This is a genomic window from Chryseobacterium wanjuense, from assembly GCF_900111495.1.
GTDB lineage: Bacteria > Bacteroidota > Bacteroidia > Flavobacteriales > Weeksellaceae > Chryseobacterium > Chryseobacterium wanjuense.
Window position 1 is genome coordinate 2584657 of the sequence record NZ_FOIU01000001.1, and the last position, 14369, is coordinate 2599025.

Annotated in this window: 12 protein-coding genes; 5 read left to right on the forward strand and 7 right to left on the reverse strand. The window is 33.4% G+C overall.

The window, feature by feature from the left end; genetic code table 11:
* The first annotated feature begins 404 nt into the window (after positions 1-404).
* Together BMX24_RS11455 and BMX24_RS11460 are read left to right on the forward strand one after the other, a co-directional pair.
* The gene (locus BMX24_RS11455) at positions 405-713 is read left to right on the forward strand and encodes a hypothetical protein (protein ID WP_062671412.1); all 309 of its coding nucleotides are present in this window, start codon (positions 405-407) and stop codon (positions 711-713) included.
* Positions 714-971: 258 nt separating this feature from the next.
* Complete coding sequence (locus BMX24_RS11460; RefSeq protein ID WP_062671414.1) at positions 972-1757, forward strand: Shedu anti-phage system protein SduA domain-containing protein; 786 nt, start codon at positions 972-974, stop codon at positions 1755-1757.
* A gap of 130 nt (positions 1758-1887) precedes the next feature.
* Here BMX24_RS11460 and BMX24_RS11465 read toward each other — a convergent pair whose 3' ends face one another.
* Positions 1888-3342, reverse strand: a complete 1455-nt coding sequence (locus BMX24_RS11465; RefSeq protein ID WP_062671416.1) for a hypothetical protein — start codon at positions 3340-3342, stop codon at positions 1888-1890.
* Between the two features lie 332 nt (positions 3343-3674).
* Here BMX24_RS11465 and BMX24_RS11470 point away from each other — a divergent pair, with 332 nt between their 5' ends.
* Complete coding sequence (locus tag BMX24_RS11470) at positions 3675-4700, forward strand: AAA family ATPase (protein ID WP_062671417.1); 1026 nt, start codon at positions 3675-3677, stop codon at positions 4698-4700.
* Here BMX24_RS11470 and BMX24_RS11475 read toward each other — a convergent pair.
* The 4 genes from BMX24_RS11475 to BMX24_RS11490 all read right to left on the reverse strand — a co-directional run bounded on the left by BMX24_RS11475 (position 4689) and on the right by BMX24_RS11490 (position 11211).
* Positions 4689-7127 (reverse strand): S8 family peptidase, encoded by a 2439-nt coding sequence (locus tag BMX24_RS11475; protein WP_062671419.1) that lies wholly within the window; start codon positions 7125-7127, stop codon positions 4689-4691. The genes BMX24_RS11470 and BMX24_RS11475 overlap by 12 nt on opposite strands.
* 159 nt (positions 7128-7286) lie before the next feature.
* Positions 7287-9371 carry a type IA DNA topoisomerase gene (locus BMX24_RS11480; RefSeq protein WP_062671421.1) on the reverse strand — a complete coding sequence of 695 codons (2085 nt, stop codon included), beginning with the start codon at positions 9369-9371 and terminating at the stop codon, positions 7287-7289.
* A 20-nt stretch (positions 9372-9391) separates the two neighbouring features.
* Positions 9392-10831, reverse strand: a complete 1440-nt coding sequence (locus tag BMX24_RS11485; RefSeq protein WP_062671423.1) for a DUF3945 domain-containing protein — start codon at positions 10829-10831, stop codon at positions 9392-9394.
* Positions 10832-10929: 98 nt separating this feature from the next.
* Complete coding sequence (locus tag BMX24_RS11490) at positions 10930-11211, reverse strand: helix-turn-helix domain-containing protein (protein WP_062671426.1); 282 nt, start codon at positions 11209-11211, stop codon at positions 10930-10932.
* Between the two features lie 152 nt (positions 11212-11363).
* Here BMX24_RS11490 and BMX24_RS11495 point away from each other — a divergent pair, with 152 nt between their 5' ends.
* Positions 11364-11630, forward strand: a complete 267-nt coding sequence (locus BMX24_RS11495; protein ID WP_062671429.1) for a hypothetical protein — start codon at positions 11364-11366, stop codon at positions 11628-11630.
* A 23-nt stretch (positions 11631-11653) separates the two neighbouring features.
* Here the strand turns inward: BMX24_RS11495 and BMX24_RS11500 are convergent, their stop codons facing one another.
* Both BMX24_RS11500 and BMX24_RS11505 read right to left on the reverse strand, forming a co-directional pair.
* Positions 11654-12259 (reverse strand): alpha-ketoglutarate-dependent dioxygenase AlkB family protein, encoded by a 606-nt coding sequence (locus BMX24_RS11500; RefSeq protein WP_062671431.1) that lies wholly within the window; start codon positions 12257-12259, stop codon positions 11654-11656.
* A gap of 127 nt (positions 12260-12386) precedes the next feature.
* Positions 12387-13163, reverse strand: a complete 777-nt coding sequence (locus tag BMX24_RS11505) for a helix-turn-helix domain-containing protein (protein ID WP_062671433.1) — start codon at positions 13161-13163, stop codon at positions 12387-12389.
* Between the two features lie 61 nt (positions 13164-13224).
* On the opposite strand from BMX24_RS11505, the gene dinB reads away from it, so the two are divergent.
* Positions 13225-14367, forward strand: a complete 1143-nt coding sequence (dinB, locus tag BMX24_RS11510) for a DNA polymerase IV (RefSeq protein WP_062671435.1) — start codon at positions 13225-13227, stop codon at positions 14365-14367.
* Positions 14368-14369 lie beyond the last annotated feature (2 nt).

The window sequence follows — 14369 nt, forward strand, 5'->3', positions numbered from 1 at the left end:
CTTTTTAAAGCCGCAATAGGTTGTACATTCCTATTGTATCGTGTAGTCTGATACTATGTTTAGGAAGCGGGCTTAGATTGTGATGTAGAGATAAAGCGAACTGCATTGAAAAAAAACGGCATGGGACTCAACATTATCAGTAATAGGGGTACTGGTATACCTTACACACAGATAAGAGGAAGAGACCCACGCCTAGGTCGTGAGCCGCTTACTTATCGTCTTGTGTGTTTAAAAATTACCAGTTTTCTATTACAAGATTCTAAGCAATAGCTTCTATTATTCGTTGAAGTATCGCAAAGTTAACAAACAATTATTTATTTGCTAACAATTATTCCAAATATACAAAAAATATCGGTACGGCATAGCGTAACGATATTTTTTTTCTTAAATCGTTAATTGCATTTGTGAATACAGAACAAAATATTTACAAGATTAAAATAATTATAACCTTAAAAAGACTTTTGGAGAGAGGGAAAAATCTTCAAAAAGAACTTAAGGATAATAAAGTTGTTTACAGTTATCATGGAGTTGCTTCCAATGCACTCTTACGAAAAGCTACAATAAATGATACCTTAAACGGTATTACATCACCTAAAGCCACAACTTTAATTAGTATCGTTGAAGCCATGGAATTCACAATGACAGATTTTGGCAAAGAGTTTGACAGTATCTCATATGATGAAATAAAGAAATTTATGAATGAAAATTCATAAAACAATTTATTCTAATTTACCAATTTCTTTATAATAATGACCAGAACATTGTTTTAAAACTTGTTTTATTTCTTTATATTCTTTTTGTTTTTTGATTAAGATAAATTTATAGTACAATAAAGGTGATAGTCGTAATAATGCTATAAATTTTTAGTGTTTTCATATTTGTGGTTTTTGTAAAGACAGAAAAATTCATGAATTGAATATCAAAAGAATAAATTGTTATATTTGAAGATATAAGAATTCAACAATAATAGTATGTATCATTTTGACGAGCTTACTTTCGAACAAAAAGAAAAATTTAAAGAATTTAAAAAAATAACTAGCTCCTTTGAAATTGATGTTGAGGCGTGGTGTAAAATAACTGATGAAAACCCATACTTATGGCATACTGATTCATATTTCCCTGATAATTTTCTTGATGATTATATTCTTAGAAATAATTATAATGAATGTAATGGATATATTAATGAATTAAAATTATTAATTGAAAATAGGAGCTGTACAGAAAGAGAAATCTTAAACTTTATTTCTAATGATAAACTTTTTATAGCCGCAGCTATCCTGAAAAGTTTTACTTTGTTTGGACATCACGACGGATATATTTTTAAAGAATTCGAATTACCCCCACATTACGTCTGCGATTATTTAATTGTTGGGAAAAATTCTGATGGTTACCATTTTCTCTTAATTGAATTTGAAAATATATATAATAATATAACAATTTCTGATGGAGATTTTGGAACAACAATCAGAAAAGGGTTGAATCAAATCGATGATTGGAAAAGCTGGATGGACAAGAATTTCCTAACATTTTCGAGTAATTTAAAACGATTTAAAAATAAACGAGAAACTTTACCTGATGAATTTAACGATTATGATTCGACCAGATTTACATATTGTGTTGTTGCAGGCAGAAGAGAAGATTATAAAGAAAAAACATATCGTAAAGTTAGAGAATTGTCCAAACAAAATATTATATTAACTCATTATGACAAGCTATTGGAAGAAGCAGAATTTCTATTAAATTCTGGAAGTTATTAAAACTTATAACAATATAAAATAGAAGTACATAATTATATATTTTTATTGCAATATTAAGTGTAAATATTTTAGACATAGAAATTAGCAAAATAATTTTATAGTCATTAGATAAAGTCGTGGCTATTACAAATTATCTAATATCATAACTATCTACATCTTTTGTATAATTTTTAGGATTAACTTCTTCAAATTCTTCTTTAGTTGCATACATGTATCTTCGATCTCTATGACTAAAGTACTCAATTAAATTTAAAATACAATCTCTTAATAAATGATCAAGCTTAAGATAATTTCGAAACATTTCTCCATGGCTTTTTCCAACTATACCTTCATGTACGGCAAGATTTCTTTCTCTTTTTATAAGACTTTTTACATTCTTATTAATAGGAATTTTAGCATATTCTAAGAAGTTAGTAAGTGATTTATTAGTACTAGTATGATTAATATTTAAGTTAGATATGATAGCATTCATTCTGGACCAAGATGGTTCATCAATACTTTTGACAGGTAAAATCGCTTTTATTAAATTGGGTTTTATTTCATTTGAAAATATATCTTCATCTATCATACCTGTAGATTCAACAGCTAGATGATTTGAATATTTTTTAGCAATTCTTTCAAGAGCTGTAATCAAGATAAAATACCTTTCCTCTACTCCGATAGTTTGTGATGAAACATTCAGTGAAAATATTAAAGATTCCAAATCTAAGATTTTATTAATTCTTTGAAATTTCACAAAAGATCGGAAAAATATTTCGCGGAAAATTTCATCGGAAAAAGAATGGTGGAAGTTTATAGGAATATAGCTATTATGTTGATCGTCATTTTTTTTTATAAAAGAGTAATTAATTTCTATTTCTGATGTGTATTGATTATTGCTTTGTCCATGATATCTTCCAATATATTCTTTTCGTATCTTTACACGAGCCCCATTAATAAACGACAGAATACTTATTAACTCATACTTTATTTTTAGATAATCTTCGTAGTATAATATACAATAGCTTCTTGGTTCCTTATGATTTCTGAAGTCAAGTAGTATATTTTCAGAATTCTTATTTTGAATCAATTTTAACTTAAAATAATTTCCATTACCTTCTAATCCATCAATCACCCAAGCAGTCTCAGTGTGATCGAATGCAAAATCAAAAAAATTATCATCACTTTTTGCACCTCTTATAAACTTTTTGGTTTCAGTCGAATTAGCAAATTTTGTATTAAAATTTTCAAGTTCAACATACCAAATATTTTGTTTCCTATCGATATCTTTTTCTTCCTCATCATATAATTTTCTCTCTGGAGCGTGTAACTTAATGTACCCCTCACAAATAAATGTTACTTTATTATTACCCCCTTCATGCCTTGTTAAAAATAAATCTTGGCATTCAATTTTATATTTTTTTTCAGTTAAACCAACTATTTTATAATAATGATTGGATTCATTTTTTTCATAAATTGAGTTGTCTGTAAGTAATGTTTCAACCTTATAAACACCATTTTCAAGAAAAACCAAAGCAAATGAAATATTGATTTTTTCATTTTGACATTCTAAATATCCAGAAGTAATAGTGTAAACTAAATCCATTTTCTTTTACAAGTAATTAAGTTTATTGAAAGTATAAAAAATTGTGACAATATGCTGCCAAATCGATCAGTTTCAAAACAAATACTTTCGTTAATTATGTGCTTTTTGTGAAGATAACAATGACAAAAAATACCGATTTCTCAAGAATTTCAGGAGCAATATATTAAATTGTAAATTAAAATAAAACTTCAAAATTATATAATTTATTTAAATAAATGAAATTAACTTTTTAAAAATTATACATTCATTTTAATAATTTATACTCGTCGGGTCAAATTATTTTAGTAACTTCAACCTATGAATTATGTAAAAAAGTTACCTTTGCAAAAATTATGGCACAGTTAGATTACATAAAGGAGATTGCAAAGTATGGTCTTGAAAATGATCAGGAGAGATTGTTATCTGTACTAAATGATTTAATTGAGCATTCCAAACAAACAAAAAAGCTAAATTTCGCAATTCAGCTACAATCGATTTTAAAAGATTCCTTAAGAGTTCAAAAGACAAGCGGTCTTACTACAGTAGGCTCTGAAACTCATCTTACCAGAATTGAAGATAAGGAATTATCCGACCTTATTTTAGAAAAAATCACATCAGATTATTCATTAGATAATATTATTGCCAATAATAAAATTCATAGTGAATTAGAATTTTTTATTGAGGAACATCAAAAAATAGAAATCCTAAGACAATTTGATTTACCCGTTTCTAATAAATTATTACTGTATGGACCGTCGGGCTGTGGGAAGACTTTAGCCTCTTATGTTATAGCAGGCGAACTGCAAAAAATGATGGTGGTTATCAATTTGGGAGCAATAGTATCCTCTAAATTAGGTGAAACCAGCAAAAATTTATCTAAAATATTCAAAAAATCCGCTACTGAAGACTGTATTATTTTTCTTGATGAATTTGACAGCTTAGGCAAAATTAGAGATTACAGCCAAGATCATGGCGAAATGAAAAGAGTAGTTAATACTATTCTTCAACTATTTGATTACCTACCGCAAAGTAGTATAGTTATTGCTGCCACCAATCAAAAGGATATGTTGGATGAAGCTCTGTTAAGAAGATTTGATAATATTATTGGGTTCGAACTGCCTAACGAAAGTGAAATTAAGAAATTAATTGATCTGATTTTAGTAAATGGTAATTTTAAATTTGATAATAAAACAGTCGCAAATAAAATAATTAAAGCTGCTGTTGGCTTATCATATTATAGCATTCAAAAAACTTTAATTACCGCAATAAAGCGCTCATTGTTTGCTGCGTCAGAAATCAACAAAGTTCTTGCAGCACAGATAAGTACATCTATTTGGAAAAACCTGATTGAAGTAGAGAAACATTCTTTAAACATTTAAGTCATCAGCCTCCAAAATCGTATCAAGATCATTAATTACTACAACATCATTAATTAGCTGTATTTCGTCATAAAGTTTTCCTTTACTATCCTTTATAGTTTCTTCAATTGTTAATACTAAGGAAAAAGGAAATTCTGTGGGATAATTTTCTGGTAAGCTTCCAACAATTTGTTCTGATAACTTTGCATGGATAGCCAGCTTAAATGTAGACTCTTCTTTTTTAAGATCTGTAACATTAACGCTAAGAGAAATTTTTTGACTGTTTGAATATGGTAAAGGTTTCGAAACAAATCTTCCATTTTCAGACCAAGAAAGATTATTTCTCAATTTAGACTTAAGTACATTGTCTGGTTTCATTATATCATCAGCAGTTTGATTTTTGAAGATACTGAATGCCATATGTATTGGATTATAGGAAAGTTGATTATTTTTAATAGGTAAAAATTTAAAACACAAAGTAGCAGTTATTTTTAATATCCCACTTTTCTTTCCGAGCTCTTCACTTATCAAATAGTCGGGGAAATTGATAGGATATATTTTAATTTTCCCATGACTTATTATATCTTCTAATATTAGTGTTGCTGAATTTTCATCTGAGTATAGGCTTCTTAGCTCATTTACTACACCATGTCCTACCACTCTGTTTAGTAGTTTCGAAACTCCATTATCAAATTGTATATAATTTAATGATGCTCCATTGATAATTAAAGCTTTAATACTTTCGTTAGTAAGATGTGGATAGTTCTTTATTAACCTAGCAGCTAGATTTGCAGTTAATGGTGCGGCAAAGCTTGTACCTACCTCTTGCATGACTCCTATATTTGATTTAGCTGAAAGTAATGTTAGTGCTGGCTCATCAAGCCAATCTAAAGTATTTTCATCATAATATCCAATGTCTCCACCACTTTCAATAACATCAGGTCTAAAGTAATTCTGATTATTTTTTTTCAAATTATATATAGCTGACAGATCAACATGCCCCTTTCTAGTATATAATGCCGGAAACTCACGTCCTGATGCAATACCTAGAAACGCACCATCTTTTAGATTATCAGCTGAAGCACCAACTACAAAATTATTGAGACTATCTGCTGGAGTCGACAAGTTAGTGTGCTCATTATTGAAATAGTCTAGATCATAGTTGGTATTCTCTGCAATACAATCTTCGTTGTTACCAGTACATATAAAAATTAGACTATTTGTTTCATATGCAAATTTATCAAGTGCATATGTATAGTCAGAAAATGCTTCGTTCGTACTCATATGACAGCTATAGCAAGTAGTTAAAGTAAAGAGTCTAATATATGGATATTTAGATTTAACTGAATAAAGCATTTCCAAAAGTTTCAGTTCAGAAATAAATCCGTTACCACTATCGCTGATTTTTATGGATAGTAATTTTGCATCGGCTTTGATTTCTCCTTCAAAATTATTTCTGTGATTTAATTTACCTAGGGCAACTAATCCACCCACTGCGGTACCGTGCCCTAATCCACGTCGACCAGCCTGATCCACAAGAGGGCTACCCGCAAGAGTAAAAGTAGCATCATTTAACAATATTGTAGCTAATGCGCTATCTTGTGAAATTCCAGTATCAATAATGCCTACCACAGGCAAATCTTCTTCGGCATTCGATATTTCAAAACCGAATTCACGTCGAACTGTATTAAAACCTCCTGGTCTCACAGTGGTAAAAGCAGAACAAGTAGCGCTTTCAATGATATCAAAATTTGAAACTATTTTTTGTATTTGATCAGGAGTAATATCGTGTAATTCAATCCGATCACTTTCAACATTATAGTAGTAATGAATATTATTTTTGTTAAGATAATTAAACAGATTATCTAAAATTCCGTACTTTAATTTGCTATCTAATGGTAGATCTATTAGAGATAAATAAACTATCTCTCCTAAATGTTCCATAGAAAATTTTAGAATATCACGCGCTCTCAAAAGCTTAAAATTCGAGATATATTTAATATTTGCAGAATACTTAACAAACTTTTTATCAATTTCATTTTGTGTGAAATTGATAATGTCATTGATGAAATTTTGAAATTTTTCTTTATTGACAACAGCAAATAAGCCTCTTTTCGCAAAATCGTAAAAAGCAACACCTTCTAGACCATAGTCATTATAATAGACTGAGAAATATTTTTTTATTTCAAAAAGTCCCTGAAAACTTATTTCAACGTAATCAATATCAATTGGAACCTCCAACTTGTGATCCCTCTCTTCATATTTTCTAATAATATCACGTTCAAATTTCCTCAAATTGCTTCGTAATACAGAGGCCAACATAAAATAGTTTTTAGAAGTATTTTCTTTTTCACCATTATTACCGTCGAAGCCATAATTGTACTTGAAATCTGCAATTTCAGATAATTGTTTTTCACTCAAAAATTTTAGATGAGATTTTTTACTCATGGAAAGAAGTTATTAGTTTTATGTGCTCTTTACTGTTTTAAGCCTGTAATAGTAGTAAAGATAGCAAAAATAAAATTGCAAAAGTATATAAATTAACAATTTAAGAGTTTTATCAACAATTTTAATAATGGATAATAATGCTGCGATTTATTATATTAGCTAATCATTATCAAACTCAAATAATACCGTTAAATCATCTTTGATACTTAAGTAAGCATCAAACTTTTTACCGTTTTTGCTTTTCATATCTTTGATTAATGATGTTTTGTTTTGAGTTAATAGTAAAGTAAGATCTTTACTACTGAGTTGTACTCCGCATATAGTTCTGAAGAGAATCCAACCGCATTGTTCATCTGGGCATTTGACAATTTTATCCTTGATAATAAGATTATGTTGTTGGCATTTGGGGCATTTTAATTGTGGGATGTTTTCTTGGGGAATATGAAGTGATAAAAGTTCGTTGGTGATTTCAGTTGTATAGTGTTGGATGTCGTTCATGAATTGGTTTTTACTGAGTTCACCTTTTTCAATTCTTTCCAGTGCGAGTTCCCATTCTGCGGTCATTTGGACATTGGCTATTTTTTTGTCTTTGACAAAGTTGTAAACCTGCAAGCCTTTATCTGTAGGATGCAACGTTTTGCTTTTCCTGATAATATAGTTTCTGCTGAGCAGCGTTTCGATAATGGAAGCTCTGGTGGCTGGGGTTCCAATGCCGATATTGGAGAGTGCTTTTTGTTCTTCTTTGTTTTCAATAGATCGGCCTGCATTTTCCATGGCTGATAAAAGGTCAGCTTCAGTAAAAAGTTTGGGAGGTTGCGTTACTTTTTCCAGTAGTTCGGTTTTTGATATCTTCAGCTCATCTCCTGTTTTGAATTCCGGAAGTTCAGTAAGGACTTCATTTTTATTATTGGAATTTTCATTGTCAGAAAGAATCCCTTTGATGACTCGCCAGCCTTTGTTGAGTATTTTTGAGCCCTTGATCTGGAATTCGTAATGATGGACTTTTATCTGGATTTGGGTGACTTGCTTTGTACAGGTGTGGGATAGTGATTCCAACAAGCGGTAAGCAATCATATCATAAATGGCTTTTTCCGTAGCGCTAAGTGCAGAAGGTGTTTTGGTTGTTATGAGTAATCCGTGATGGTCGGTAACTTTTAGATCATTAACGATCCGCTTGTTGAAGTTTCCGAATTTTAAATGGGTTATGGCTGTTTTGAAGGGTTCGGTCTGATTCAGTATTCTGACCAGCTCAGGAATATCAGTCCATACATCTTCAGGAATATACTTGCTGCCGGTTCTGGGGTAAGTGATGAACTGTTTCTCATAGAGGCTTTGGGCTGTTTGTAAAACCTCATCAGCAGAAAGCCCCAGTTTTCTGTTGGCTTCTTTCTGTAATTCTGTGAGGTCGAAAAGTAATGGAGATTGCTCCTGTACTGTTTTAACAGATACATCTTCCACAACAGCTCTACCCTCCCGCTCTATAATCTTTTGGATTTGTTCTGCCTGCTTTTTTTCTTCCCATTGTAATAGTGAAAGACTGGTGAAATCTGTATATTCTTTTCTGTGACTCAGCTGGATTTGAAAGTATTTTTGCTTGATGAAGTTTTGATGCTGAAGAAACCGTTGACAGATTAAAGCCAGCGTTGGGGTCTGCACTCTGCCTAATGAATAAACATCTTGGTTCCCTGCGATGGTTAATGCCTGGGTAGCATTGATGCCTACCAGCCAGTCTGCTTCACTTCTGGCTTTAGCAGCTTCATATAAACCGTCAAAGGTATCGCCAGGCTGAAGATTCTTAAAACCTTCCTGTATTGCCTTTTCGGTAAGGGAACTGATCCAAAGTCTTTCAAAAGGTTTGTTGCATTGTAGGTAGTGATAGATATAGCGGAAGATCAACTCTCCTTCCCTTCCTGCATCGGTGGCGACTATGATACTGCTGCATTGATTGATGACTTGTTTTATAGTGTTGAGTTGTTTTAAAGCGGAAGAATCTGGCTGATAGCCCTTTACTTTCTTTAGTTTTTTGGGAGTTAGAATAAAAGGGTTGGGAAAGATAGGTAAAGAGGCTTTGTTAAAGCCTCTTATACCATAATCCTCCGGCATTCCTAATGTGATCAGATGTCCTAATGCCCAGGTGACACAATAGCAGTTACCGGATAAGTAACCATCTTTCTTTTCATGAGCTCCTAATAATTGTGCGATTTCTCTTGCTACACTCGGTTTTTCAGCGATGATTGCTTTCATATGATGGATTTAGATGTTTATTATAGTTTTCGTCCTCTTGGTTTTCTAACCTTTTTTTGCTGGTCTTCCTGCTGTTGACTGGCAGGCTGCTGCTGTTTGGATTCTAAAGGCTCCTTCACATTTTTAGTAGCTTCATTGGTTTTACCCTGGGTATTACCCGCAGTTTGAGTCTTATGATCTTCTGTAGGCTTTGCTTTTTCTTTGAGCTTATTAGGATGAGTGAATGAAAAGTCGGTTTTGGAAGTTTCTTTGTTGAAGGTAATATAACCTTGATAGGTTTTACCTTTAGCATCGGTAAGACCGTCAACGTACACGGTTTGCCCTGCTTTGAACTTTTCATATTGTGAATCATCCAGTTCTTTTCCTCTGAATATTTTGGGTGCTTCTTGAGCCGTATGCTGAGTTTGCTGTTGATTGTGTTGTTGTCTTTGTTGCGGTGTCTGATTATTATTGAACAGAAATTCCACATACCGCTTATCTGCATTGAACTGTACGGTTGCATTGAACAATTCTCCTTTTTTAGAAGTCATCCCTTCAAGATACAATGGTCCTCCTTCCAATAGGGTTTGTTTCTGATGTTCATCAAGCCTAATTCCTTTGATTTCATCAGGGATTTTCATGTACTCCGCTCTGTAAGCAACCAATTCATTGGTTAAACGGTCACGGCTGATCACTGATGGAATGATTTCATCCGTTTTAGGATTGACAAGATCTACTAACCGACCCATATTCCCGGTTTCTTTCAGATTCTTCTTGTCTTCATCCGTGAACTGATGACCCAGAAATTTATTATTGAGGCTGGGCTCTTTTCGGATTCCATGCAGATGAACGGCAACCTGTCCTGTATCTCCTGTTTGAAGAGATAACCGGACATCCATCTTACTAACCGCCGTTCCCAGATTAATAGTAATCGGAATTAATGTATTGGTTTTAAAACCTCTAAGTAATGCATCCATCGCATTCATTTTTTCAAGCTTCTCCTGATTAAGTCCGAATTTTCCCATCGTTTTCCAGTCGATCTGTTCCGGCTGAAAACGATATTCCTGATTTTCTGTGTTGTTGTCCATTGTATTTTGATTTTTTGGATTGTTATTGTGTATTTCGTAGTCCTTCAGCTTTTCTTTTTCTGCAGGTGATGCCTCATCAACATACTTTTGAAGATCCTTAGCGGTATTGACGGCATCGTATTCCGAAACTTTGAAAAAGTTGAAATGCGTGGGATTTTTAAGCTGCCGGTAAAAATTCGAAAAGAAGTTGGAGAATAGATCGCCGTGCTTATCAACGCTGATCAGCGGCTCATTATCTTTTTTTTCTTGTGGAGGAACCTTTTGAAGGTTTCCATCTTTATCAATTCCTTTGACCATCTCAACCTGATTGGTATGAATGTTCAGGACAAGGAGTGTGTCTGTTGATGGTTTGAGTTCACTAGGTTCCTGATGGTTTATCAATTCATTTTCCATTGTATTTCATTTAATGGAACCAAAATATAGGCTCAATTAAGAGTATTCTAAAGGTTGGAATGGTGATGAATAATTTGGCTGTAGATGTCTTATTACCATCAAGAGTTTAAACATTCTCTGATTAATTGATGGACATCCGAAAGCTTATAGTACAGCTTTCCACTAATGGTATAGTATGGCAGCTTTTTATCAGTCCGGTACCGCTGTAATGATCGGGAACTTATCTTTAAAAGCTGTAAAACATCCTGGTTATCTAAAAGCTGTTCCCCGTCTATTTCTATAAATCTGGATTGGTTCTTAAGCATCTGCTCTTTCAGTAGGTCAAATCTTTCCATGATTCTCTCCATCCAGACTATAAACTCTGTTCTTTCGATATTCATAATGGTGATTTTTATGATTGTTGGTGATGTAAAATTGATCAACAGAAATCATATAAAATCACTACTTTTTCGTAGTACCGAAAAGAATTTTGCTTTAAGTGATAAATATTTACTTAAAAAATATCGATATTTACAATAAAATATGAAAGACTATGGGCTTAACTGAAAAGCTTTTTGGAAATGGTGCTGAAAGATTTTCAGACTGTGTTGAAATTAAAATAGCAGAACTTAAGGAAAAACATAAGGATTTTCTTTCTGAAGAAAAAATCGATCTTTCAACAGCGTATATGATTACTTTCGGACAGTCTGGAAGCGGTAGAGTTGGATTTAACAGGATACAAGACATCTCCCTTGAGATTGATTCGGAAATTGATCGAATTTTACATGAATGTGCCCAAGAGCATTTACAAAAACTATAGCACATTCCAAGTACAGTTGATTTTTAAGACTTTATTAATCTAAAAGTCATATTAATTCGTTCTTTCATTCGTATGGTTGATTTCGCAATACGATGTTCCCAGTTTTCCTGAAGATCGCCTTTCATGATAAGCAGTGATCCATGAGGGAGTGGCAGACAGTATTTGCTCGAATGATGGTCTTTTTTTCTGAAATCAAAATTTCTGGTTTGTCCAAGGCTGATGGATGCAATGACAGGTCGTTTTCCATATCGGCTTTCCTTATCCCGATGCCAGGCAACGGAATCATTTTGGTCACGATATAGATTTAACAGAACCCCATTGAACTGACAGTCAAATTCCTTCTCAATTCTTTGTTTTAATGAAAACAATTCAGGAGTCCATGGATTGGTTGGCTTTTTATTTTCCTCTGAATCACTATATTTTGAATCGCCATACCAGCCCGTTAATCTTGGAGTAAGCACCACCTTATCATACATTTTTTGAGTACGCTGTTCCCAGATCGCAGTATCTAATAATTTGTTTCTAAGTAGGTCAGCTTCTTCCCGATTCAGGAAATTCTCTCTGTATTCCAAAAGGTCTTTTGGAAACTCATACAAATCTTCTGCATCAAATAAACTAAGCTGACTCATTGTAATTTTTCTTTAAATCATTTAACTTTGTCTTATTCCGTTTCTACGGAATAATTTTTTTTCATCATTTGTGTTTTTACTTCCCTTCGGGGAAGTTTTTTGATTATGCCATGTACTCAAAATGGATTTAATTCTTATCTCCTATTCTGTCTTTGATCTGTTTGATATCGGTTTTAATTTCCGTGATAAAGTTTTGAATATGATGTTCTGCAAATTCATCAGGCTCATATTCTTTGGTAGTAATACTACAGGCAAATTCCCAGATTTCTTTAATTTCAGGTAATGGAATTTTATAAGGCTCATAAAATTGATTGTCAGCCTTCACCCATATACCATCTGCTTCATGAAACTGAAATCTTTTGTAACTGATACCATCATTGGTGGTAATGAAAACATACGTTCTGTCCGTTTTAAGGTCAGATAGATTTTCTACGTATTTTCCCACGATATAGGTTCCGTTCTTATAGGGGGGCATTGAATCTCCGTCAGCTGGAAATGCCCTGAACTTACCCCCTTTTAAAAAAGGTAATGATATGGTCTCCAGATTTTCTATGTATTCCGGATCTCCATAGCCATTCAAATAGCCCATAGAAGCTTTTTGGGGAATAATCTCTATCTGATTGTTTCCATCCTGATCAACCTTTATAGGCAGAACAATCCTATTCTCAGGAAGCTCCATGAGTTCCTCGATAGAAAATTTTCTGACATCTACAGTTAGCAACAGGTCGATGCTAATGTTATAGAATTTTGAAATTCTAAGCAATATTTCAATTGGAGGTTCTGTTCTGCCATATTCATAGGCGACATATCTGGATCGGGTAAGAATTAATACATCTGCCAGCTCTTGCTGAGTCATATTTTTCTTCCCTCTCAAAAACACGATGTTATCAGAGAATTTTGACATTGTTACAATTTTAGACAACAAAAATACAAAATTTGTTTCAAAACGTAACTAATTTTGTCACATGGAAAGAGCAATTGTACATATGGATCTGGATACGTTCTTTGTTTCCTGCGAAAGGCTGAAAAACTCCGAACTGGAGAAAAAGCCTGTGATCATAGGAGGTGGAGACCGTGGTGTAGTGGCGTCCTGCTCTTATGAGACCCGTTTTTTCGGAGTAAGGAGTGCAATGCCGATTAAAATGGCTTTGCGGTTATGTCCCGAAGCTAAAGTGATTAAAGGAGATATGGAAATGTATTCCAATATGTCTCATATGGTAACGGAGATTATTCAGGAAAAAGTACCTGTTCTTGAAAAAGCAAGTATTGATGAATTTTATCTGGATCTCTCCGGAATGGATCAGTTTTTCGGATGCTATAAATGGACGCATGAAATAGCGGAAAGCGTGCAGAAAAATACAGGATTACCGATAAGTTTTGCCTTGTCTGCCAATAAAACCGTATCAAAAATCGGGACGGGAGAATCGAAGCCTACCGGAAGATTAGAAGTCAAACAACCTGACATTCAGTCGTTTTTAAACCCACTTTCGGTAAAGAAGATTCCTATGGTCGGCGATGTAACCTTTCAGTTACTGTCAAGGCTGGGCATCAGAACCATACAGACCCTTTCAGAAATGCCTGTTGATGTGCTTCAGCAGTTGATTGGTAAAAGCGGAAATGAACTCTGGAAAAAAGCACACGGAATTGACGAAAATCCTGTGGTTCCTTATTCGGAAAGAAAATCTATTTCTACAGAAGATACTTTTGCCCAGGATAGCATCGATATTCAGGGTATTCAAAGTATACTCTCAGGAATGGTTGAAAAACTCTGTTATCAGCTCCGTGCAGAGAAATGGCTGGTATCGGTAGTGGTAGTAAAACTCCGGTATTCCAATTTTGATACGGAAACCAAACAATGCCGAATTCCTTACACCTCAGCTGACCACACCTTGCTCAGGTATGTTTTGGAACTCTTTAAAAAAGTATATACCAGACGTATGAGAATAAGACTGGTCGGCGTAAAGTTTACAGGATTGGTTCACGGATGCCATCAAATGGATCTCTTTGAAGATACGGAAGAGCTGATATCACTGTATCAGACAATGGATAAAATCAAGAACAGGTTTGGAACTTCAAGTGTAGGAAGAGCCTCAGGTTTATTAAAATAAGT